The organism is Providencia burhodogranariea DSM 19968, assembly GCF_000314855.2.
GTDB classification, from domain to species: Bacteria; Pseudomonadota; Gammaproteobacteria; order Enterobacterales; family Enterobacteriaceae; genus Providencia; species Providencia burhodogranariea.
The window spans coordinates 1,202,250-1,224,845 of the sequence record NZ_KB233222.1; the positions used below are offsets into that span (position 1 = coordinate 1,202,250).

General features: G+C 38.7%; 19 protein-coding genes. 13 read left to right on the plus strand and 6 right to left on the minus strand.

Features of this window, described 5'->3' with window-relative positions; genetic code table 11:
* The first annotated feature begins 70 nt into the window (after positions 1 to 70).
* Entirely contained in the window at positions 71 to 370 is a 300-nt protein-coding gene (locus OOA_RS05060; protein ID WP_040690813.1) for a hypothetical protein, read from the plus strand.
* 66 nt (positions 371 to 436) lie between these two features.
* Here OOA_RS05060 and cobO read toward each other — a convergent pair whose 3' ends face one another.
* Positions 437 to 1,027: a cob(I)yrinic acid a,c-diamide adenosyltransferase gene (gene cobO / locus OOA_RS05065; RefSeq protein WP_008911055.1), complete on the minus strand. Its 591-nt coding sequence runs from the start codon at positions 1,025 to 1,027 to the stop codon at positions 437 to 439.
* A gap of 5 nt (positions 1,028 to 1,032) precedes the next feature.
* Positions 1,033 to 1,797, minus strand: coding sequence for a YciK family oxidoreductase (locus OOA_RS05070; RefSeq protein WP_008911056.1), 765 nt, complete (start codon positions 1,795 to 1,797; stop codon positions 1,033 to 1,035).
* 179 nt (positions 1,798 to 1,976) lie between these two features.
* Here OOA_RS05070 and sohB point away from each other — a divergent pair, with 179 nt between their 5' ends.
* Positions 1,977 to 3,023 carry a protease SohB gene (gene sohB, locus OOA_RS05075; RefSeq protein WP_008911057.1) on the plus strand — a complete coding sequence of 349 codons (1,047 nt, stop codon included), beginning with the start codon at positions 1,977 to 1,979 and terminating at the stop codon, positions 3,021 to 3,023.
* A 91-nt stretch (positions 3,024 to 3,114) separates the two neighbouring features.
* Here sohB and OOA_RS05080 read toward each other — a convergent pair whose 3' ends face one another.
* Positions 3,115 to 3,363: a DUF2498 family protein gene (locus tag OOA_RS05080; RefSeq protein ID WP_008911058.1), complete on the minus strand. Its 249-nt coding sequence runs from the start codon at positions 3,361 to 3,363 to the stop codon at positions 3,115 to 3,117.
* A gap of 288 nt (positions 3,364 to 3,651) precedes the next feature.
* Between OOA_RS05080 and topA the strand changes: the two genes are divergently transcribed.
* The 3 genes from topA (at position 3,652) to sodC (ending at position 9,273) form a co-directional block, all read left to right on the plus strand.
* Positions 3,652 to 6,246, plus strand: a complete 2,595-nt coding sequence (gene topA / locus OOA_RS05085) for a type I DNA topoisomerase (RefSeq protein WP_008911059.1) — start codon at positions 3,652 to 3,654, stop codon at positions 6,244 to 6,246.
* A 584-nt stretch (positions 6,247 to 6,830) separates the two neighbouring features.
* A complete protein-coding gene (locus OOA_RS05090) occupies positions 6,831 to 8,507 on the plus strand; it encodes a carboxylesterase family protein (RefSeq protein ID WP_008911060.1) in 1,677 nt (558 codons plus the stop codon).
* 241 nt (positions 8,508 to 8,748) lie between these two features.
* Positions 8,749 to 9,273 carry a superoxide dismutase family protein gene (gene sodC / locus OOA_RS05095; protein ID WP_008911061.1) on the plus strand — a complete coding sequence of 175 codons (525 nt, stop codon included), beginning with the start codon at positions 8,749 to 8,751 and terminating at the stop codon, positions 9,271 to 9,273.
* 285 nt (positions 9,274 to 9,558) lie between these two features.
* On the opposite strand, the gene OOA_RS05100 is transcribed toward sodC, so the two are convergent.
* The gene (locus OOA_RS05100; protein ID WP_008911062.1) at positions 9,559 to 11,592 is read right to left on the minus strand and encodes a M13 family metallopeptidase; all 2,034 of its coding nucleotides are present in this window, start codon (positions 11,590 to 11,592) and stop codon (positions 9,559 to 9,561) included.
* Positions 11,593 to 12,048: 456 nt separating this feature from the next.
* Here OOA_RS05100 and cysB point away from each other — a divergent pair, with 456 nt between their 5' ends.
* From cysB to OOA_RS05115, 3 genes are all read left to right on the plus strand, one after another.
* Positions 12,049 to 13,023, plus strand: a complete 975-nt coding sequence (gene cysB, locus OOA_RS05105; RefSeq protein ID WP_008911063.1) for an HTH-type transcriptional regulator CysB — start codon at positions 12,049 to 12,051, stop codon at positions 13,021 to 13,023.
* Between the two features lie 411 nt (positions 13,024 to 13,434).
* A complete protein-coding gene (gene acnA / locus OOA_RS05110; protein ID WP_008911064.1) occupies positions 13,435 to 16,107 on the plus strand; it encodes an aconitate hydratase AcnA in 2,673 nt (890 codons plus the stop codon).
* 492 nt (positions 16,108 to 16,599) lie between these two features.
* Complete coding sequence (locus tag OOA_RS05115; RefSeq protein ID WP_008911065.1) at positions 16,600 to 17,055, plus strand: hypothetical protein; 456 nt, start codon at positions 16,600 to 16,602, stop codon at positions 17,053 to 17,055.
* A gap of 61 nt (positions 17,056 to 17,116) precedes the next feature.
* Here OOA_RS05115 and hemB read toward each other — a convergent pair whose 3' ends face one another.
* Entirely contained in the window at positions 17,117 to 18,103 is a 987-nt protein-coding gene (gene hemB / locus OOA_RS05120) for a porphobilinogen synthase (RefSeq protein ID WP_008911066.1), read from the minus strand.
* A gap of 192 nt (positions 18,104 to 18,295) precedes the next feature.
* Complete coding sequence (ribA, locus tag OOA_RS05125) at positions 18,296 to 18,892, minus strand: GTP cyclohydrolase II (protein WP_008911067.1); 597 nt, start codon at positions 18,890 to 18,892, stop codon at positions 18,296 to 18,298.
* A gap of 208 nt (positions 18,893 to 19,100) precedes the next feature.
* Between ribA and pgpB the strand changes: the two genes are divergently transcribed.
* From pgpB to yciH, 5 genes are all read left to right on the plus strand, one after another.
* Entirely contained in the window at positions 19,101 to 19,823 is a 723-nt protein-coding gene (gene pgpB / locus OOA_RS05130; protein ID WP_008911068.1) for a phosphatidylglycerophosphatase B, read from the plus strand.
* Between the two features lie 138 nt (positions 19,824 to 19,961).
* Positions 19,962 to 20,279, plus strand: a complete 318-nt coding sequence (locus OOA_RS05135) for a LapA family protein (RefSeq protein ID WP_008911069.1) — start codon at positions 19,962 to 19,964, stop codon at positions 20,277 to 20,279.
* 6 nt (positions 20,280 to 20,285) lie between these two features.
* Positions 20,286 to 21,455, plus strand: coding sequence for a lipopolysaccharide assembly protein LapB (lapB, locus tag OOA_RS05140; protein ID WP_008911070.1), 1,170 nt, complete (start codon positions 20,286 to 20,288; stop codon positions 21,453 to 21,455).
* A 52-nt stretch (positions 21,456 to 21,507) separates the two neighbouring features.
* On the plus strand, positions 21,508 to 22,245 hold the full coding sequence (gene pyrF / locus OOA_RS05145) for an orotidine-5'-phosphate decarboxylase (RefSeq protein ID WP_008911071.1): 738 nt from the start codon (positions 21,508 to 21,510) through the stop codon (positions 22,243 to 22,245).
* Positions 22,242 to 22,568 (plus strand): stress response translation initiation inhibitor YciH, encoded by a 327-nt coding sequence (gene yciH / locus OOA_RS05150; protein WP_008911072.1) that lies wholly within the window; start codon positions 22,242 to 22,244, stop codon positions 22,566 to 22,568. The genes pyrF and yciH overlap by 4 nt, the downstream gene beginning before the upstream one ends.
* Positions 22,569 to 22,596 lie beyond the last annotated feature (28 nt).

The window sequence follows — 22,596 nt, forward strand, 5'->3', positions numbered from 1 at the left end:
ATTAAATGACGTCAAAGAAACCGCAATAGAAACTAATGATAACAGTAAACATCTGCAATTATTGAATCAAGTGGAACAAACACTAGTAATAGGCAATGTAGTTGGTCGCAAGCTAAGGGATCATAATGCTAACTTGCACAAAGAAGTAGAAGTATTGTGGAAAGAGCTATTTGTAAAACAGGGAGAATACGATAATCTAATATCTGGTATTCCTAGCAAGTTAGATAATTCGATATCAACGAGCAATGATACAAAGCCGGATACTCTAAATAGTCTATTATCTGAATTACCGAATGTACCTGACCATAATCCATCAATAGATATCGTCCTTAAGGCAGAGGAAAAAGCTAAAGAGGAAATTGCAGGATAGAGCGTATTTCAATCGAATGTCGATAGCACCAATAATCTAAGGTGCTATCGGCACGAATACAAGCACTTACCAATCAATTCCTTTTTGGGCTTTTATTCCGGCATCAAAGGCATGTTTGATAGGCCGCATTTCTGTCACAGTATCTGCTAAATTCAACAAATCACGATGACATCCTCGTCCTGTAATAATCACAGATTGATTTTCTGGGCGATGGGTCAGTGCATCTATCACTTCTTCTAGGGGGAGATAGCTATAGCTAATCATATAAGTGATTTCATCCAATACCACTAGATCTACCTGTGGATCAGTAAGTAACTTGCGAGCGTGGTGCCATGTATCAAGGCAAGCTAGGGTATCGGCTTCTTTATCTTGAGTTTCCCATGTAAAGCCAGTAGACATCACATAAAATGGTACGCCATGTGGTTCTAATAGCTCACGCTCGCCATTATCCCAACTACCTTTGATAAATTGAACGACTGCTGCTTTTTTGCCATGTCCAATGGAGCGACAAACAGTACCAAAAGCTGCTGTTGTTTTACCTTTTCCATTACCGGTAAAGATAAGTAAGATGCCACGTTCGATTTGTGCTGATTCGATTCGCGCATCGATTTTTTCTTTTAAACGTTGCTGTCGTTCTTCATGTCGGCTTTGTGGCATATAAATTACTCCGCTGTACCCGGTTTACGATCTGGTTGAGCATCAAAGCTGATACCTGTCTTACATATGCTATCGTCACTCATGACATAAAGATAAATAGGCATAATATCGGCGGGTGTTTTGAGTTTCATCGCATCTTCTTGAGGAAATGCGCTAGCTCGCATAGTTGTACGTGTACCGCCTGGGTTAATGCAATTCACGCGCAGATTGCTGTTTTTGTATTCATCGGAAAGAACTTGCATTAGGCCTTCAGTTGCAAACTTAGAAACAGAATAAGCCCCCCAATCTGCACGACCTTTTTTACCGACTCCCGAACTGGTAAAGACGAGGGATGCGTGTGGTGCGTTAAGTAATAAAGGAAGTAGCGCTTGAGTTAACATAAATGTAGCATTAACATTAACTTGCATGACATCATGCCAAAGATCAGAAGGTTGTTCTGTAATTGGCGCAATAACACCTAACAGCCCAGCATTATGTAATACGCCATTAAGACATGTGTGATTTTTATTAATGTTATTAGCAAGCTCAAGGCATTGTTTATTGGTGGCTGTAAGTAAGTCTAATACATAAATGTCGGCTGTCTTACCTGTTAAGCTCTTAATTTCTTGATTAACCAGCTCAAGTTTATGTTTTGTTCTACCAACGAGTATTAAGGATGCACCGAAGCGAGCGTAGCTTAATGCCGCCTCACGGCCAATTCCATCACCAGCGCCAGTAACGAGTAAAGTTTTGTTACTTAAAAGGTCATGTTTAGGTTGATAGTGGAGCATGATTTTTTTCCTATCTTATTTATTAATATATTTGGATATCATCGCATTGATTGATGTCATTGGCTAATGTAGGGTACAAGTTAAAGTAAGATTACGATAAAAGCTGATTAATTTTACTGGTTGTTTAACTGCAATCGTGAGACTATTTTTATTAAGATAAATATGAGAAGGATGATTTTGTGGAGTATTTCTCTCTGTACGGCCTATTTTTGGCAAAAGTAGTGACAATAGTGCTTGCTATTGTTGTGCTTGCCGTTTTTGTTTTTGGTGCCGGTATGCGTCGCCAAGGTGGACGAGGTGAATTGAAAATTACGGATTTAGGTGAGAATTACCGTGATCGTCAACGCCAAATGCAACAAGTTAAAATGAACGATTCTGAGCATAAAGCTTGGTTGAAAGCGTTTAAAAAACAGCAAAAGGTAAAAGTAAAAACTGAGAAAGCAGGGGCTAAAACCGGGCAAACAAGTGTTAAAAAGCCATGTTTATATGTCTTAGACTTTAAAGGAAGCATGGATGCTCGTGAAGTTGGGTCTTTAAGGGAAGAAATCAGCGCCATTCTTGCTGTTGCAGATCAACAAGATGAAGTTCTATTACGCCTTGAGAGCCCTGGCGGTGTAGTGCATGGCTATGGTCTTGCTGCTTCTCAGCTTACTCGTTTAAAAGACAAAAATATTCCGCTGACGGTTGCTGTTGATAAAGTCGCCGCGAGTGGTGGTTATATGATGGCTTGTATTGCGACAAAAATTGTTGCAGCACCGTTTGCTATTATTGGTTCAATTGGTGTTGTTGCACAAGTTCCAAACATTCATCGTTTATTGAAAAAACATGATGTCGATGTTGAGCTGCATACGGCGGGTGAATATAAACGAACCTTGACTATGTTAGGTGAAAATACAGAACAAGGTCGTCAAAAATTTGTTGAGAATCTCAATGAAACGCATGAATTGTTTAAACAGTTTGTCCATCAAAATCGCCCAGCGTTGGATATAAATGCTGTCGCTACTGGCGAATATTGGTATGGAAGCCAAGCATTAGAGAAAGGCTTGGTAGACCAAATTGGTGTGAGCGATGATATTATTATTGCGGCAGTGGATACAAAAGAAATTGTTGGTATCCGTTATGCTCAAAGTAAAAAAATGCTTGAACGTTTCACCAGTAATGTTTCTGAAAATGTTGATAAATTGTTACTGCGTTGGTGGCAGCGTGGTCAAAAACCATTTATGTAACGTAATTTAAAATTAGTTTCTCGCAGTAAAGATATTTGTTTACTATTATTAATTACCGGCTAATAGCCGGTAATTTTTTAAGTAAGAAAGACTATTTAAGATGGAATTGCGCCGAAAGTATATGTGAAAGATGTTTGTACATATTAAAAGCAGCAGTACTTTTTGTTGTCGGAATACCATTAGCATCTAAAAAGAATTCACCTTTGAAAACTAATGTGTCTCGATGTTGCTCTACAGAATCAACAAACATGCCATGAATAAAATCATCATGTTCCTGTATGATTTTATTCGCTTTTTCGATAAGTTTATCTTTTGTTATATATTGGATATTGTCCTGCATAAGTTAACTCCTTCGAAAAAATAATTGGTTGCGTCTAGCTTTTTATCAGGTAGAGTGTGCTTTTCGTTTGCAATATTTAGGTATTATACGGCTTAAATCAGTCAGCTAGAACATTATGTGTTCTTTTTAGAATAGCGTGATTAGCTTTGTAAGTTTTGTTCAAGCGCAAACTATTTTGAGAAAATATATTGATATATTGCGATTGTGTCTCAATATAAAAAAGAGATTTTAATTTTGCGCATTTTAATGTAGAAATGCGCCATTGTAGAAATTTAGGTAAAGGTAAATATGGGCAAAGCTCTTGTTATCGTGGAGTCCCCGGCAAAAGCCAAAACGATCAATAAGTATCTTGGCAGTGGCTACGTGGTTAAAAGCAGCGTCGGCCACATTCGTGATCTGCCGAAAAGTGGATCCGGCTCACAAAAGAGCACCGGCTCATCTACCGAAAAAACTAAAAAGGTTAAGAAAGATCCCCAAACTGCATTAGTTAAACGTATGGGGATTGATCCTTACCATGGTTGGAAGGCAAATTATCAAATTTTGCCGGGTAAGGAAAAAGTTGTTTCAGAATTACAAGCTTTGGCGGCAGATGCAGATCATATCTATCTTGCGACGGATCTCGACCGCGAAGGGGAAGCTATTGCATGGCACTTACGAGAGGTGATTGGTGGTGATGACTCCCGCTTTAGCCGCGTAGTATTTAACGAAATTACTAAGAATGCGATTACTCAAGCATTTGAAAAACCAGGTGAATTAAATATTGATCGGGTGAATGCACAACAAGCACGTCGTTTTATGGATCGTGTTGTTGGTTATATGGTATCGCCTTTGTTATGGAAAAAAGTCGCACGTGGTTTATCTGCAGGGCGAGTACAATCAGTTGCTGTTCGTCTAATTGTTGAACGCGAACGTGAAATTAAAGCGTTTGTGCCAGAAGAGTATTGGGAACTTCATGCGGACCTTGCAGATAAAAGTGTTGCTGCATTGCGTATGGAAGTTACTCATCAATTAGGCAAACCGTTCAAGCCAGTTACTAAAGCGCAGACTGATGCAGCAGTTAGTTTACTTGAGAACGCACGTTTTCAGGTTACTGACCGTGAAGACAGGCCAACCTCAAGTAAGCCGAGTGCACCTTTCATCACATCAACACTCCAACAAGCGGCAAGTACTCGCCTTGGTTTTGGCGTGAAAAAAACGATGATGATGGCGCAGCGTCTTTATGAAGCCGGTTACATCACCTATATGCGTACAGACTCAACAAACTTGAGTCAAGATGCATTAACGATGGTACGCGATTATATCAATGATAACTTTGGTGCTAAGTATCTTCCAAAAGATGTCAATGTATATAGCAGCAAAGATAACTCACAAGAAGCGCACGAAGCTATTCGCCCTTCAAGTGTTGATGTATTACCCGACACATTGAAAGATATGGAGTCGGATGCTAAAAGGCTGTATCAGCTGATTTGGAATCAATTTGTGGCTTGCCAAATGACGCCAGCAAAATATGATTCAACAACGCTTACAGTCAAGGCTGGCGATTTTGATCTTAAAGCGAAAGGACGTACATTACGCTTTGATGGTTGGACTCGCGTCATGGCAGCATTGCGTAAAAATGATGAAGATAAAACATTACCACCAATTCAAGTTGGTAGTGAATTGTCATTAGTTGAACTATTACCAAGTCAGCATTTTACCAAGCCACCAGCTCGTTTTAGTGAAGCATCATTGGTTAAAGAATTGGAAAAACGCGGTATTGGTCGTCCCTCAACTTATGCAGCAATTATTTCAACTATTCAAGATAGAGGCTACGTTAAAGTTGAAAATCGCCGCTTCTACGCTGAAAAAATGGGTGAAATCGTTACAGATAGGTTGGAAGAAAACTTCAACGATCTAATGAACTATGATTTTACAGCACGTATGGAAAATCAGCTCGACCATGTTGCTAACCATGAAGCAGAATGGAAAGCTGTTTTGGATGAGTTTTTCTCTGATTTTAGTAAGCAATTGGATGTTGCAGAGAAAGATCCTGAAGAAGGAGGAATGCGTACTAATCCAATGGTGATCACATCAATTACTTGTCCTGATTGTGAGCGTCATATGGGAATTCGTACTGCTTCAACAGGGGTATTCCTCGGTTGTTCCGGTTATGCATTGCCGCCTAAAGAACGCTGTAAAAAAACTATCAATCTCATTCCTGAAGATGAATTACTTAATATTCTCGAAGGTGATGATGCGGAAACTAATGCCTTACGTGCAAAACGTCGTTGTCCAAAATGTGGTACGGCGATGGATAGCTACTTGATTGATAATCAACGTAAGCTGCATGTATGTGGTAATAACCCTGCTTGTGAAGGCTATGAAATTGAAGAGGGTGAGTTCCGCATTAAAGGTTATGATGGGCCTGTTATTGAGTGTGACAAATGTGGTTCTGAAATGCACCTAAAAATGGGGCGTTTTGGTAAGTACATGGGGTGTACCAATGACGAGTGTAAAAACACACGTAAGATCTTAAGAAGCGGTGAAATTGCACCACCAAAAGAAGATCCGGTTCCATTGCCAGAATTGCCGTGTGAAAAATCAGATGCTTATTTTGTATTGCGTGATGGTGCTGCGGGAGTATTCCTTGCAGCAAATACATTCCCTAAATCGAGAGAAACTCGAGCTCCTTTAGTGGAAGAGTTACAACGCTTTAAAGATAGGCTGCCTGAAAAATTGGCTTATTTAGCAGAAGCGCCTGAACAAGATCCAGAAGGCAATAAGACCGTTGTTCGTTTTAGCCGTAAAACAAAGCAGCAATATGTTTCTTCGGAGAAAAATGGTAAAGCAACCGGTTGGAGTGCATTTTATATAGATGGCAAATGGGTTGCTAAAGAAAAGTAACCTATTTAAGCGGTTTAGCTTCAATCTGAAATGTTTTAGCTAGTAACAATGAGTATTTTTATTTAAAGGCGATGGATTTATATCTATCGCCTTTTAGTTTTCATAAAACTTCAATGTGCCGTTATAAATTAGTAGAACAGTAAATGTTCATATCACCGATAACGATAACCCAGTTTATATCGCTAATAACTTCATTTTGATTGATGTTCTTATTTTTTAAACCGAATACCGTCATCATTTATAGATGACTAAAATAATTTCAATTATTCATTTACAACATATGTTATTCCCAAAACAAGCAATAGGAATATGGTTAAAATTATTTTATCTATAACGTGGTAATCCCAATAATTGCGTTTTAACAAACTTAAGGCTTAAATAGACAATTTATAATTCTAAATTATATTTGAATTAGAGTGGTTTTAATATCGTCAATAGTGATAAGCAATGAATGAATAATTATCACAATCGCAATATCCGATGGTTTTGATTCATTTAATTAAATAAGCTGTTTGATAGGTAATTACCTATGCGAAATTTCGGGCAGCCATTATTTTATTATTTGACAAATTCAGGGGATAAAAATGTCGTTACATAAACGCAAAATAACACCAATAGCTTTATTTTTTCTATTTTTATCGACATCATCAGCTCAAGCATTACCGCTCACAGTGGAGACCTCTGCTGGTAAAGTAAAAGGTCAAACACAAGAAGCCCTAGCTGTCTGGACGGGGATCCCTTATGGAAAAGCACCTATAGGGGAACTTCGCTGGCAAAAACCGCAATTAGTTGAAGTTTGGAATGGCGTTTTTGATGCAACACAGCCTGCTGCAAATTGCATTCAACCATCAAAGTCAGGCCCGATTGGTGTTGAGGATTGCTTAAATTTAAATATTTATCGACCTAATAATGATCAGACAAACCTTCCAGTCTTATACTATATACATGGTGGTAATAATCAGATGGGAACCTCTGCTGAATTTAATCCTCAATCAGCAGCGATTTCTCTTAATGCGGTTATTGTTACTGTTAATCACCGTTTAGGTGCTTTAGGTTTTAATCCGCTGTCCGCTTTAAATACAGGCGATAAATTACAAGATTCTGGGAATTTTGCGTTATTAGATATTAAATTATCGCTTGATTGGGTAAAAAATAATATTGCTCAGTTTGGTGGTAATCCTAACAATATAACCATATCAGGTTTTTCGGCTGGTGGGCGTGATGTTATGGCCATGCTGATTTCGCCACTTTTTGAAAATACCTTTAATAAAGCGTTAGTTTTTAGCGGAGGAATGACAACCTCGGATAAAGCGGAAGCTGAACAAATATTTGCACAACGGTTTGCAGCTTTAGCCGTGAGAGATAATAAAAAATCTGACTTAGATTCTGCTAAAAAATGGTTATTAGATGCTTCACCAGATGTTAAAGCTTATCTTTATCAACTTTCAGCCGATGATTTAGCTTCATTATTTGGTGATGCCGGGATCAGAATGTCTCAGTTCCCACATCTTTATCGTGATGGTGTTGTATTACCAAAGAATGGTTTTGAAACTGATAAATATCATTCAGTGCCTATTGTAATGATCACAGGGCAAGGTGAGTTTTCTTTATTTGCACGTGGCGATAAACGCTTTGCACCCGCTATTACTGATAACACATTAGAAACGAATACTAATCTATTGAATCAATATCATTTTGTGAACCAATATGGTGGGTTACTTTATAGTTTATTCAATGTTACTCAATCGGCACAAAAAATGTATCCACATTATAAAGCACCAATATATGGTGTGGAATTTGTTCTAGGCTCCGACCCATTAATAACAGGGCATCAATTAGCGCCAGTAGGATCTTTCCATGGTATTTTCTTAGCTCTATGGGATAAAGAAAAATTCGCTAATTTCAATACAGAACTGCTCGCATTAGAGGGAACAAAAGACTTTACTCAAAAATTCGATAGCTATATTAATGGGTTCCTCAAAGATGGAATTCCTGTAAGTAAAGGTCAAGTGGAATGGAAACCATGGACGCCAGAAAATGAAAAAGCGGGTGAGTCCTTATTAGTTCTTGATGCAAACAAAGCGAAGTCGATTGCTTATATGAGCAATAAATCCTATCAGTATGATGATGTTATTGCTGCAATCGAAAAAGATAATAGAGTCACACCAGAAGAGAAAAAAGAATTATTATCACAAGTGTTAAATGGTCGTTGGTTCAGTGAGCCATTAGATAAACACTTTAATACAGTTACAAAAAAATAAGTTGCTTTAACAATGATGGCGTATGCTTTATAAATGCGCCATCATATCTATTCTTTTTCGTTCAAACTCCGTTGTTATTACTCTCTGGATATATCTTAAAAACTTCGTTATTTAAGTTAAGCATTACTTTGTGTGGTTGAGTTCAAAGCAATATAACTCTATTTTGCTATTCTAATAATGGAGCCAATACCAATAAATGGCTGATAGGACGCTAAAAAATATAATTGCAACTGGAGGTAGAATGAAATTCAAGATGTGTTTACTGGCTGGATTGCTGACAGTCTTTGCTGCAAATGCAGCTGAAACAACGGTGGTATTAAAAGAAGCAACGCTTCAAGGCGAAGGCAAAACGGTAGGTGAGGTTGTTATTTCTGAAACCGAATATGGCTTACTTTTTTCTCCAAAATTAACTGGCTTAGAAGCGGGTGTTCATGGGTTCCATATCCACGAAAATCCAAGTTGTGAACCCGGAGAGAAAGATGGTAAAACAGTACCAGCATTAAAAGCGGGTGGCCATTTAGATCCACAAAAAACGGCTGCCCATAAAGGGCCATATGATAAGACAGGGCACCTAGGTGATTTACCAGGTCTTGTTGCTGATGCTAAAGGTAATGCGGATTATGCCGTTTTAGCTCCTCGCTTCAAAACGCTAAACGATGTTAAAAATCACGCATTGATGGTGCATGTTGGTGGTGATAATTACTCCGATAATCCAGAGGTACTGGGTGGCGGTGGAGCCCGTATGGCATGTGGTGTAATTAAATAGAGCAACTGTGTATTTATACAGTTGTTTGTGTGGGACATACTAAATTGTCATTTATCAGCTATGTATCAAAATAATGAAAAATCATAACCAATTGAAAATATGAGACATTTGTTTTTTTGGTCGAAAAAATAGCAATTAGCATTTGTACTGTTTGTTTATACAGTATTTTGCTGTGGTAACACTTTGGGTATCTATGAAAAAATACAAGGTAGGTTTTTAGTGTTTTATCATTGATGAACATTGAGTGAATGAAAAGGCGCTGATTTTCAGCGCCTTTTAGTTTCATTACCAAATACGAATACGCTGATCAGGTTCAAGATATAATTTGTTATTTTTATCAACACCAAAGGTTTCATACCATTCATCCATATTACGAACGACACCATTGGCACGGAATTGGTTAGGGCTGTGTGGATCCGTTAGAATTTTATTACGTTCAGATTCTTTATTAGAGAGCTCCTGCCAAGTTCGAGCCCAAGAAATAAAGAAACGCTGTAAGCCAGTAGTACCATCAATAATCGGAGCTTCTCCATTCGGGTAATGCTCTTTGACAAATTGTTTATAAGCACTAAGCGCAATATTTAACCCGCCTAAGTCACCTATATTTTCGCCAAGTGTGAGTTCACCATTGACTTTCTGACCATCGACGGAAAAGCTATTGAATTGCTCAACAAGTTTATTCGTATTTTCTTTAAAATGCGCCTTTGCAGTATCACTCCACCAGTTACGCAATTGCCCAGTTCCATCATATAAGCTGCCCTGATCATCGAAACCGTGCCCCATTTCATGGCCAATCACGGCACCAATAGCACCATAGTTATAGGCAGGATCGACATTTGGGTCAAAAAATGGCGCTTGTAGTATAGCCGCAGGGAAAACAATTTCATTTTGTACAGGGTTAAAGTAAGCATTGATAGTTTGAGGCGTCATTCCCCATTCCCATTTACGTACTGGTTTACCTATCTTGCTCATATTATCGTTATAGGACCAATTTAAAACCTGTTGGTAGTTACCTAACAGATTATCAGGTTGCAAATTGATGCTACTAAAATCATTCCACTTGTCAGGGTAGCCAACCTTAACTGTAAATTGCTCTAATTTTTTTAGTGCTTCTTGGCGAGTGGGCTCATCCATCCAATCATTATCTTTTAGGCGTGAATTAAATGTTCCTCTAACATAACTGATTAAATCTTTAATTTTAGCTTTTGATTCAGGATTGAAATATTTCTCAACATAAATTTGTCCCATAGGCTCACCTTGTAATTGGTTAACCGTTTGAAGGGCTCGTTCTTTGCGTGTTCGCTGTTTTTCGATCCCGTTAAGTTTACGTGAATAAAAATCGAACCTAGCATCAGCAAAATCACGATTTAAATAAGGAGATTGGTCACTTAAATAATGGAAACGCAGGTAATTTTGTAGCGTAGATATAGGAGTGTCAGCATAGATTTTAGCCAGTTGTTGTACTGCGGTATCATTTTCGACAATCACTTTGTCTAGCTGTTTGTCTGAAATATGCCATTGCTTAAAGAAATTATCCCACTCAAAACCTTTAGTGAAATTTTTCATTTCAACAAGTGTCATCGGGTGATAGTTTTTGATGGTGTCACGACGAGCTTCAGGACTCCAATGGGCTTGAGCCATTGATTTTTCAAGGTCAAAAATCTGTTGAGCTTTTTTATCAACATCTTTTTCGCCTGCAAGTTTCAACACAGTAGCAATATAGGTAATATAATTTTTGCGAATTTCCTGCATTTGCGGCGTGTCATCGAGATAGTAATTACGATTCGGTAAGCCAAGTCCACCTTGCCCAAGGTATAGCGCATAGGTATCTGGCTTTTTAGCATCAAGATCGACCCAATATGAAATAAATGGAGTATAAGCAGGCAAAGCCATTAGCTGGCTTATATCATTGTGTGTTTTAGCATTCGAAATCGCATTGAGATCGTTTTGGAGAGGAGTTATCCCCGTTTTTTCAATTGCATCTTCATTTAAGTAGCTCAAATATAAATTGCGAATATTACGCTGATTATGGTCGAGTGTACTTTCTTGTGCGCTTTGAAGCTGATCTACGATAGTTTGAAGTTGTTTTTCTGTATTTAGATACAACTCGACAAAGGAATTGATGCGGGGCATTCCTACGGGAATCTGTGCTTTGCTAATCCAATCCTGATTTACATAGCGATAAAAATCATCACCAGACCTGATGTTATCGGATAAAACGATCTTTTGGTTTCCATAAGAAACTTCTTTAGCGTATAGACTAGGAGCCATCGCGATAGTTGACATACTGATGATAAGCGCCAAAATTTTTTTCTGCATGTAACATCCTCTCTTCGTTGAGAATCATTATACCGTCATATTTCAAGTTATACTTTATCCTCGTTCAGCTACCTTAATTACTTGATTATATCTACACACATCAAGCTTTCATTACAGAAATAGCTTTACTCAATATTGGTATGTAACTCAAATTATTTTTTGTATATATCCATTGTTTAAGGTTAAAACTAGCAAATCAATCCTGAGAACTACATAACATCTATTCAAGCATAGTCTGAGAGTTTTTTGTTGTGACTTTGCAATTCCTTACTAGTTAATCAATGTAATAATTTCAATATAAAATAACTTAGGTGAAATTTTTTCATCTTGCTATACATTTTCAATAATAAGATGATATATTGGTTATATTAAATCGTATGTATATGGCTTTTAATTATAAGTAATAATTTTTAGCTATAGAAAATTCCTTGCTGCTCTGTAGAGGTGTACCTAAATATGAAATTACAGCAATTGCGTTATATTGTTGAGGTGGTTAATCATGACCTAAATGTCTCTTCAACTGCAGAAGGGTTATTTACCTCTCAGCCCGGGATCAGTAAGCAAGTGCGTATGCTTGAAGATGAATTAGGTATTCAAATTTTTGCTCGTAGTGGCAAACACCTAACTCATGTTACACCTGCTGGTGAAGAAGTGATCCGTATTTCTCGTGAAGTGTTATCAAAAATTGAAGCAATACGCTCTGTTGCTGGAGAGCATACCTATCCCGATAGAGGGACACTGAATATTGCAACTACGCATACACAAGCTCGCTATGCTTTACCTCCTGTCATAAAAGGGTTTATTGAGCGTTATCCTCATGTATCACTACATATGCAGCAAGGCTCGCCGACACAAATTGCTGAAGAAGTTTGCAAGGGGAATAGTGATTTTGCGATAGCGACCGAAGCATTACACCTTTATAGCGATTTGATCATGCTACCTTGCTACCATTGGAACCGTTGTGTTGTTGTTCAAAAAGGGCATCCATTAGCAGAAAAGAAAAATGTGACAATAGAGGATGTTGCACAATATCCAATTGTGACATATACCCATGGTTTTACTGGGCGATCAGAGCTTGATGTCGCATTTCAAAAAGCGAATCTAGAACCTAAAATCATCTTTACGGCAACCGATGCAGATGTCATAAAAACCTATGTTAGACTAGGGTTAGGGATTGGCATTATTGCTAGTATGGCTGCAAATCCAGAACTAGATAGCGATCTTGTATTTATCGATATGCGCGATAAGTTTAGCTATAGCACAACCAAAATTGGATTTAAGCGAACTAGTTTCTTGCGTAGCTATATGTATGATTTTATTTGGCGTTTTGCACCGCATCTGACGCGTGATGTCGTGGATAGGGCGATTGCGTTACGCAATAATGAGGATATAGAGATAATGTTTAAGGACATATCCCTTCCAATCATCTAAATATTCTTCGCTTTTCGAACCGCTGCGTTGTTGGCTGCACTCGCAAGCCCTAGTTGCATACTGATGTGTACTTCTAGGGCTTTGCTTATTTATACTTACGATTCTAAATGCCCTGAGTACTTAGCGCTGATGATGTTATTTCTTAGTTTTCTTGGTTTTAACTCTTCTCACTGAGTAAAATATTTCTCTATTTCTCTATTTCTCTATTTCTCTATTTCTCTATTTCTCTATTTCTCTATTTATCTAAATTTGATGATAAGCACATTAAATTTAAGGAATTGACACAAAATCCATAAAGTAAATATTTCTAGCATCTATAATTACAAGCAAGAAACAAATCCTATGCTATTTACTGGGTAAATAGGTAAATAAGATGACCAAATAATCATCATAAAATACCAAGGAGGAGTTATGTCGTTGAACCTAAAAAAACAAAGTGCAGCAACACTCAATATTGGAAGTAAGCTCTATCATTATTTCAGTTTGCCAATTGCCACTAAACAACTCGGTGATGTTGCTAAACTACCTAAATCCCTCAAAATTCTGCTCGAAAATTTACTGCGAAACATCGATGATAAAACGGTTGTAGAGGCAGATCTTCAAGCTATCGTCGATTGGCAGCAAACCGGACATGCAAATAGAGAAATTGCTTATCGACCTGCGCGTGTACTGATGCAAGATTTTACAGGTGTACCCGCGGTTGTTGATTTAGCTGCAATGCGTGAAGCTGTTAAATCATTGGGCGGGAATGTGAATCAGGTCAATCCTCTCTCCCCGGTTGATTTGGTTATTGACCACTCGGTGATGGTTGATGAATTCGCTACTGACAGAGCATTCGGTGAAAACGTTGAAATCGAAATGAAGCGAAATCATGAGCGCTATCTTTTTCTACGTTGGGGGCAAAAAGGTTTTAATCGCTTTAGGGTTGTGCCACCAGGTACAGGTATTTGCCATCAAGTTAACCTCGAGTATCTTGGTAAAGCAGTCTGGTATGAAGAAATAGAGGGGGAATTGTATGCTTATCCAGATACCTTGGTAGGCACAGATTCTCATACCACAATGATCAATGGTCTAGGTGTATTAGGCTGGGGAGTTGGTGGAATAGAAGCCGAAGCCGCGATGCTAGGCCAACCCGTTTCAATGCTGATCCCAGATGTTGTTGGTTTTAAATTAACAGCAAAATTACCTGAAGGTATTACTGCGACAGACCTTGTATTAACAGTAACTCAAATGCTACGTAAGCATGGTGTTGTTGGCAAATTTGTTGAGTTCTATGGTGATGGCTTAGCGTATTTACCACTGGCTGATAGAGCGACCATTGCTAATATGTCTCCTGAATACGGTGCAACATGTGGTTTCTTCCCAATTGATGATATCACTTTAGGATACATGAAGCTGACAGGGCGCAGTGAGGATGAAATTGCGCTGGTGGAAGCATATAGTAAAGAACAAGGTTTATGGCGACATGAAGGTGATGAGCCTATTTTTACTAGTACATTAGAATTGGATATGTCGACAGTTGAATCAAGTCTAGCAGGGCCAAAACGACCGCAGGACCGTGTTGAACTGAGCCAAGTTCCAAAAGCTTTTCAATCTGCTATTGAGCTAGAAATTAATAAAAATATTAATTTGGAGCCGTCTGTTGTCGATTATCAGGGGAAAACATTTGAAATGTTAGACGGTGCGGTAGTGATTGCAGCTATCACATCTTGTACTAACACTTCAAATCCAAGTGTATTAATGGCCGCAGGGTTATTAGCGAAAAAAGCCGTTGAAAAAGGATTATCACGTCAGCCATGGGTCAAAACATCATTAGCACCGGGATCAAAAGTCGTGACTGATTACTTAGCACTAGCCGGTTTAACTCCTTATTTAGATAAACTTGGCTTCAACCTTGTTGGTTACGGCTGTACGACGTGTATTGGTAATTCGGGACCATTACCAGCACCAATTGAAGAAGCTATCAAATTGGCTGATTTAACCGTGGGGGCCGTGCTTTCTGGTAATCGAAATTTTGAAGGTCGTATCCATCCGTTGGTCAAAACAAACTGGTTAGCATCACCGCCATTAGTGGTTGCTTATGCGCTAGCTGGCAACATGAATATCAACGTTAAAACCGACTCACTTGGTAAAGATATTTATGGCAATGATGTATATTTAAAAGATCTTTGGCCATCAGATATTGAAATAGCAAATGCGGTCGAAAAAGTGAAAACAGAGATGTTCCGCAAAGAATATAGTGCGGTCTTTGAGGGAGATGAAACTTGGCGTGCACTGCAAGTCGAAAGTTCTTCAACTTACAACTGGCAAAACGATTCAACCTATATCCGTCACCCACCATTTTTTGAAGGAATGAAAGCTGAACCTGAAGTCGTGCAAAATATCCATGGAGCCAATATTTTGGCTATATTGGGTGACTCAGTGACAACTGACCATATTTCCCCTGCTGGTAATATCAAGGCGGATAGCCCAGCGGGGCGTTATTTGCAAGAACATGGTGTGGCTGAGGTTGATTTTAACTCTTATGGTTCTCGTCGAGGAAACCATGAGGTTATGATGCGGGGTACCTTTGCTAATATCCGTATTCGTAACGAAATGGTTCCGGGAGTGGAAGGCGGTTATACAAAACATATTCCAACCGGTAAATTGATGGCGATCTACGATGCTGCAATGCTATACCAAGAAGAAAATCGGCCACTTGCGATTATTGCTGGTAAAGAGTACGGCTCAGGTTCTAGTCGTGATTGGGCGGCAAAAGGAACGAATTTACTGGGGGTGCGAGTCGTTATTGCTGAGTCTTATGAGCGTATTCACCGTTCTAACTTAATTGGTATGGGGGTAATACCTCTAGAATTCCCACAAGGAACAACCCGTAAAACATTAGGTCTTAACGGTGATGAGCGTATAGATGTTGAGTATTTGCAGATGCTCGAACCTGGTCAACATCTCGTGGTGAAAATTACGTATGGTGATGGACGTGTGCAAGAAATATCTACTCGTTGTCGTATTGATACAGCAACAGAGATGGAGTATTACCGTCACGGCGGCATCTTACATTATGTGATCCGACAAATGTTGCATTAATTTTAACCAATTAATAAAAATGCCTGTATGTGTATGCACTATGGGCATTTTTTATTGTTATTTCTCAATATTTGAGCATTAATTTCACGTTATGATGAGGTCATGAAGTTCATATTTTATTTGTTTGCTTATGTTAATAATTAGAAATACGCTATTTTTAATATGTGATGGATGGTGAAAGGAAAAGTAATTTCATTTTTTATGAAAATTGGGCTTAAAAATTTCGACACTAGAATGAGATGTGTTTAACTTTATAAAGAGATATTAAACGAGCTAAGTGACAATTGCTTGTTTTTAAGGAAGCGAATATACCCGTTATATTTCAAGTTATCTGGGAAGTTGATAACGCTTAGCAGCTCAAGTCGTATTTATCTGGACAGTTGAGTTTGTTATCCACATGCAGGTTGAATTATTTAAGGTATAAAAATGCGGTTTTGCTTATGGCTATCAAGATAGGCAGATCAATGAAATATCAATGTGAAGGAAGAATACATGGCAGATATTAACGCGACTGATTTTTACAAAGGGGCACTTTGGGCTGCAGATATTTTAGTGAGTACTTCAGCAAGCCATCGATATCAAGATGAAGTCAGAGATATTCTTGAACATATTCCGAATCTCTATTCAATTGTAATGCAGACACCTGAAACTGAAGTTTTTGACCTTCGTTTATTTGTTGATAAAGAATTTCCATTGGGGAGATATGCAGACTATATCTCATTTGATATTGCCCCATTAACGGATACCGATATTATCGTTGCGATGCCTGAAAAGTCTACAGATCCGGATGAAATGTATAAAGTAAGGGATGATATAACATCTTGGGGAGTTGTTGCGAACACAACGGATGGAAAACAAAAGTTACTTATTACCGGCCTCTATGAACCAAGTATCGCTGCAGATTATGCTCAACGGTTTACTGAGCAGCTAGCGGTACAAAAAGGCTAAACTTAGTATAGAAAATGCCCGCGAATGAGAACATCGGCGGGCACTTTTGGTATCAATAAGATTATTTCAGAGACAAAATTTTATCTTCAGCAAGTTGCAGTGCAAAGTAAGTAAAGATGATATCTGCACCAGCACGTTTAATTGAACCTAATGTTTCAAGTGTGACGCGTGTTTCATCAATTGCACCTGCCATAGCAGCAAATTTAATTTGCGCATACTCACCACTCACTTGATAAGCACCAATCGGTAATTCAGTACGTTCGCGTAAATCACGGATAATGTCGAGATAAGCACCTGCTGGTTTTACCATCAATGCATCCGCACCTTCTTGAACATCAATTAGAGATTCATGAATAGCTTCGCGGCGATTCATTGGGTTCATTTGATAAGTTTTACGGTCGCCTTTTAAGCATGAACCCGCAGCATCTCTAAATGGGCCGTATAGTGCAGAAGCAAATTTGGTGGAGTAGGACATAATTGCGGTATCAGTAAAGCCAGCAGCATCTAGAGCTTGGCGAATAGCGGCAACTTGACCATCCATCGCGGCTGAAGGGGCAATAAAGTCTGCTCCAGCTTGGGCAGCAGCAACTGCTTGTAATCCCAAATTATGAATAGTGGCATCGTTATCAACAACATCACCATGCATCACGCCACAATGCCCATGTGAAGTGTATTCACAAAAGCAGGTATCCGACATAACGATCATTTCAGGAACTGTGTCTTTGCAGATGCGTGACATCCGTGAGACAAGACCATTCTCATGCCATGCATCACTTCCAGTTTCATCAAGATGGTGGGACACGCCGAAGGTCATGACTGATTTAATACCTGCTTTGGCAATACGCTCAATTTCATAAGCTAACCGTTTCTCAGGGATACGCACGACACCCGGCATACTATCAATTTGTTTATAATCGTCAAGACCTTCTTCGACGAAGATAGGAAGACATAAGTCATTAATTGAAAGATGGGTTTCTTGAAATAAATCACGAAATTTTTCGGTTTTACGCAATCTTCGCATGCGCTGGATAGAATGCAGATTATTCACAATATCTCCTTGCAATCAGAAAAATAAACTTAATTTTATAAGCTTATTTATCAAGGTCATTATATTGGTGGACAGTATAAACCTTATAAAATGAAAGTGAATATATCAGTCGGCAAATGTCTTATAACCAATCGATATTATCTTAAAGTGGGTAAGGGAAGCGCTATTAGACCGTCTTCCCTTTAGGCGGTATTATTGATGTTTGAATAACAGATGGCCCATCTTTTCAGCTTTAACATCCAAATAATGAGCATTGCTTGGATTACGACCGACAATAAGAGGAACACGTTCAATCACATTGATACCAGCTTCACGCATGATTTCAATTTTTTTAGGGTTATTAGTTAATAGGCGAACTTCATTGATACCTAATAACTTATACATGTCAGAACACAGTGTAAAATCACGTTCATCCGCCTTAAAGCCTAACTTAAGGTTGGCCTCAACGGTGTCTAACCCCTGATCTTGCAAAGCATAAGCGCGAATTTTATTAAGTAAGCCAATATTACGGCCTTCTTGACGATGATAAAGAAGAACACCACGGCCTTGCTTGCTAATCTGAGAAAGGGCAGCTTCTAATTGGAAGCCACAATCACAGCGTAAACTGAATAAAGCATCCCCAGTTAAACATTCTGAATGAATTCGACTAAGTACAGGCTCTGTTCCTGAAATATCGCCAAAAATGAGTGCAACATGGTCACGACCTGTTGCAATTTCTTCAAACCCTACCATTAAGAATTCGCCGAAAGGGGTTGGTAATTTAGCTTCGGCAACGCGTTTTAGCTGCATATTTTCTTTCATTAGATGAGATAACTCTTGCTTAATTAGTAACATTAATTGACATAAAGAATCATTTATCGATGCTAAATGACGTCTTGCATATGGAGGTTGATATTTGTTTGTACACGGCTAGTGATCTTATTAATATAACAGAGTTAATCTATTGTGAACTTAATTTTATTCACCTGAATCCCCTAACTGACATGGATAGCATAAAATGAATAAAACAATTTACGTCATCTTATCTTGTGCCATTTTATTAATGCTACCGCCAGTAATTCTGCTTACTACTGGTTGGAATTGGAGCCCCTCTCAAGATGTTCAGTCAATTAAATGGCTATTTTGGCTAACAGAAACCGCTGGATTACCTTATAGCATCATCACTTCAGTTATCTTACTAGGGATAACTCTTTATGTTTGTCGTCCTGAAACAAAAATAATTGTCAAATGGGTTGTCATTATTATTTGTTGTATTCTTGTGGGGCAAGGATTAAAGGGAATTATTAAAAATAGTGTCAAAGAACCTCGTCCTTATGTTGTGTGGCTTGAAAAAGAATATGGTATAGCTAATTTAGATTTTTATGATTTGAACAGAAAAGAACGTGTTGAATTAATTAAAAATACGGTTAAACACAGCGACCAAATTCCTCCTTGGCAGAGAAAACATTGGCAGGCGGAAACGGGTTATTCCTTCCCCTCCGGTCATGTTTTATTTGCTGCTGGATGGGCATTGTTATTGATAGGCCTGTTTTGGCAACGACGACAATATGCACTAGTGGTGATTATGGTCATTTGGTCAGAGTGTATCGTGTTTAGCCGAATATTATTAGGAATGCATTGGCCTGTAGATGTGATCGTTTCGATTACAATAAGTGCGATTTTAGCAATTGCTGCCTGTAGGTTATTGCAAAATAAGGTTCGCATTACGAAGCAAGCGTAACTAGAACAAGAAGTGAGGATCTTTAGTAGACTTAACTAAGCAGGCCTATAAGATAAATTACTTTGTCTGAATGCCCCAGAAATGCTACCTTATCAGGTAGATAATTTGTTTTCATAAGAACTAATAACGGGAAAGAATGTGAAATATTTTCTGATTTTATTACTAGCTGTCGTTATTTTTATCATTTCAATTACGCTAGGCTCAAGCAATAATCAGGTTATTACATTTAACTACCTGATTGCGCAAGGGGATTTCTCAGTTTCTTCACTTTTAGCTTCTTTGTTTGGTGTTGGTTTTGTGCTGGGGTGGCTTGTTGCAGGGGTTTTTTACCTGCGCGCAATGATCAGCTTGAAAAATGCACGTCGTAAAATAAAACGCCTTGAGTCGCAACTAAGTGCCAGTGATAAAACTATCCCTGAATCTTCAGAACTCGTGACAGCGAAGAGCAAGGAATAAACCTGTATGTTTGAGTTGCTGTTTCTATTGTTACCTATCGCTGCTGCATACGGTTGGTACATGGGGCGTAGAAGTGCTCAACAAGATAAGCAGCAACATGCTAATCGCCTGTCACGAGATTATGTGACAGGTGTTAACTTCCTTTTATCTAATCAACAAGATAAAGCTGTTGACCTCTTTTTGGATATGTTGAAAGAGGATAGCTCAGCTTTTGAAGCACATTTAACATTAGGTAATTTATTTCGGTCTCGAGGTGAAGTTGAACGAGCCATTCGTATTCACCAATCGCTGGTGGAAAGTGCTTCTCTCTCATTTGAGCAACGGCTATTAGCAACCCAACAACTCGGTCGAGATTATATGGCCGCAGGTGTTTATGATCGCGCCGAAAATATGTTTCAACAACTGACTGATGAAGTTGATTTCAAACTTAGTGCATTACAATCATTGCTTACTATTTTTCAACTCACGAGCGAATGGACTAAGGCGATAGATACTGCTGGTAAATTAGTTAAATTAGGCAATGAAGAACTTCGTGAGAATATTGCTCACTTTTATTGTGAATTAGCGATTCAACATCTTGGTAGTGATGATTTAGATGGCGCTTTAAATTTATTGAATAAAGCCGAGCAAGCAGATAAAAACTGTGCGCGTGTTTCGATTATGAAAGGGCGAATTTTCATCGAACAAGAACATTATGACAAAGCGATTAATGTGCTTAAACAGGTTTATGATCAAGATCGCGAGCTTGTTTCCGAAACATTGCCATTACTTCATGATAGTTATCAATATGTTGATGATATTGGTGCTTGGGAAGAATATCTGCGTAAGTGTGTTTCTGGAAATACAGGCGCAGCAGCTGAGTTATACTTAGCAGATATTATTGTCGAAAAACAAAGTCATGAAGCTGCTGCTAATTATATTAATGACCAAATTCAACGTCATCCAACGATGCGGTTATTTTATCGTTTAATGGATTATCACCTACAAGAAGCGGAAGAAGGTCGAGCAAAAGAAAGCTTAATTTTACTTCGTAAAATGGTAGGTGAACAAATTAGAACTAAACCTGATTATCGTTGCCATAAATGCGGATTTACTTCACGCTCTTTATATTGGCATTGTCCATCCTGCCGTTCATGGGACACAATCAAACCTATCAGAGGGCTTGATGGTCAGTGACAGCGTCACGTTATTAATGAAATTTACCAACCTCGATTAAGGCTACTACTAAATGATTTCTTCAACTGAGAACCGCGCTCGCGTATCAACTCACTCGCCAGTCATTGTTGCGCTCGACTATGATGATGCAAATGCTGCATTGGCCTTTGTTGACCTTATCGATCCGCGTGATTGTCGTTTGAAAGTCGGTAAAGAGATGTTTACCTTCAATGGTCCTCAATTTGTTAAATCGCTTCACGAGCGTGGATTTGATGTGTTTCTGGATTTGAAATTCCATGATATTCCAAATACAGTTGCTAGAGCGGTGGCTGCTGCTGCTGAGATGGGTATTTGGATGGTTAACGTTCATGCTTGTGGTGGTAGTCGTATGATGGAGGCTGCACGCAAAGCACTTGAACCTTATGGGAACGAGGCTCCATTATTAACTGCGGTAACTGTTTTAACCAGTATGGATGAATCAGATCTTATTGGTGTAGGAATTAATGCAACGCCAGCAGAACATGCCGAGCGTTTAGCACTGTTAACTAAACAGTGTGGCTTAGATGGTGTTGTTTGTTCAGCGCACGAAGCTGCAAGGTTAAAATCATTATGTGGAGTGGATTTCAAGTTAGTGACTCCAGGTATCCGTCCAATTGGTAGTGAGGTTGGTGATCAGCGTCGAATTATGACACCACAAGAGGCTTTAAATGTAGGTGTTGATTATATGGTTATTGGCCGTCCTATCACACGTAATGAAAACCCAACGCTATCATTGCAGCAAATTAATCAGTCTATCAAGGATCTGGTATGAGTGATTCAAATAATCGTTTAGTTTACAGTACAGATATTGGCCGCATAGAAGAAGAAAAACCTAAAATCCAGCGGACTAAAGGCGATGGGATCGTCAGAATTCGTCGCGAAACATCCGGGCGCAAAGGTAAGGGGGTTTGTGTCGTGACGGGGCTTGATCTAGAAGATGATACATTGGCTAAACTTGCCGCAGAACTAAAGAAAAAATGTGGTTGCGGTGGTTCAGTAAAAGATGGGGATATCGAAATTCAAGGAGATAAGCGAGATGTAATTAAGCTTCTACTTGAAGCAAAAGGCTATCAAGTGAAACTGGCTGGTGGCTAGTTTATAAAGCAGAAGCAGAAGCAGGATA

Excerpts from the sequence above, each read along its gene's own strand:
- cobO (WP_008911055.1), bottom strand. The coding sequence starts at position 1,027 with ATGCCACAAAGCCGACATGAAGAACGACAGCAACGTTTAAAAGAAAAA.
- OOA_RS05070 (WP_008911056.1), bottom strand. The coding sequence starts at position 1,797 with ATGCTCCACTATCAACCTAAACATGACCTTTTAAGTAACAAAACTTTA.
- OOA_RS05080 (WP_008911058.1), bottom strand. The coding sequence starts at position 3,363 with ATGCAGGACAATATCCAATATATAACAAAAGATAAACTTATCGAAAAA.
- topA (WP_008911059.1), top strand. The coding sequence starts at position 3,652 with ATGGGCAAAGCTCTTGTTATCGTGGAGTCCCCGGCAAAAGCCAAAACG.
- OOA_RS05090 (WP_008911060.1), top strand. The coding sequence starts at position 6,831 with ATGTCGTTACATAAACGCAAAATAACACCAATAGCTTTATTTTTTCTA.
- sodC (WP_008911061.1), top strand. The coding sequence starts at position 8,749 with ATGAAATTCAAGATGTGTTTACTGGCTGGATTGCTGACAGTCTTTGCT.
- OOA_RS05100 (WP_008911062.1), bottom strand. The coding sequence starts at position 11,592 with ATGCAGAAAAAAATTTTGGCGCTTATCATCAGTATGTCAACTATCGCG.
- cysB (WP_008911063.1), top strand. The coding sequence starts at position 12,049 with ATGAAATTACAGCAATTGCGTTATATTGTTGAGGTGGTTAATCATGAC.
- acnA (WP_008911064.1), top strand. The coding sequence starts at position 13,435 with ATGTCGTTGAACCTAAAAAAACAAAGTGCAGCAACACTCAATATTGGA.
- OOA_RS05115 (WP_008911065.1), top strand. The coding sequence starts at position 16,600 with ATGGCAGATATTAACGCGACTGATTTTTACAAAGGGGCACTTTGGGCT.
- ribA (WP_008911067.1), bottom strand. The coding sequence starts at position 18,892 with ATGCAGCTAAAACGCGTTGCCGAAGCTAAATTACCAACCCCTTTCGGC.
- pgpB (WP_008911068.1), top strand. The coding sequence starts at position 19,101 with ATGAATAAAACAATTTACGTCATCTTATCTTGTGCCATTTTATTAATG.
- lapB (WP_008911070.1), top strand. The coding sequence starts at position 20,286 with ATGTTTGAGTTGCTGTTTCTATTGTTACCTATCGCTGCTGCATACGGT.
- pyrF (WP_008911071.1), top strand. The coding sequence starts at position 21,508 with ATGATTTCTTCAACTGAGAACCGCGCTCGCGTATCAACTCACTCGCCA.
- yciH (WP_008911072.1), top strand. The coding sequence starts at position 22,242 with ATGAGTGATTCAAATAATCGTTTAGTTTACAGTACAGATATTGGCCGC.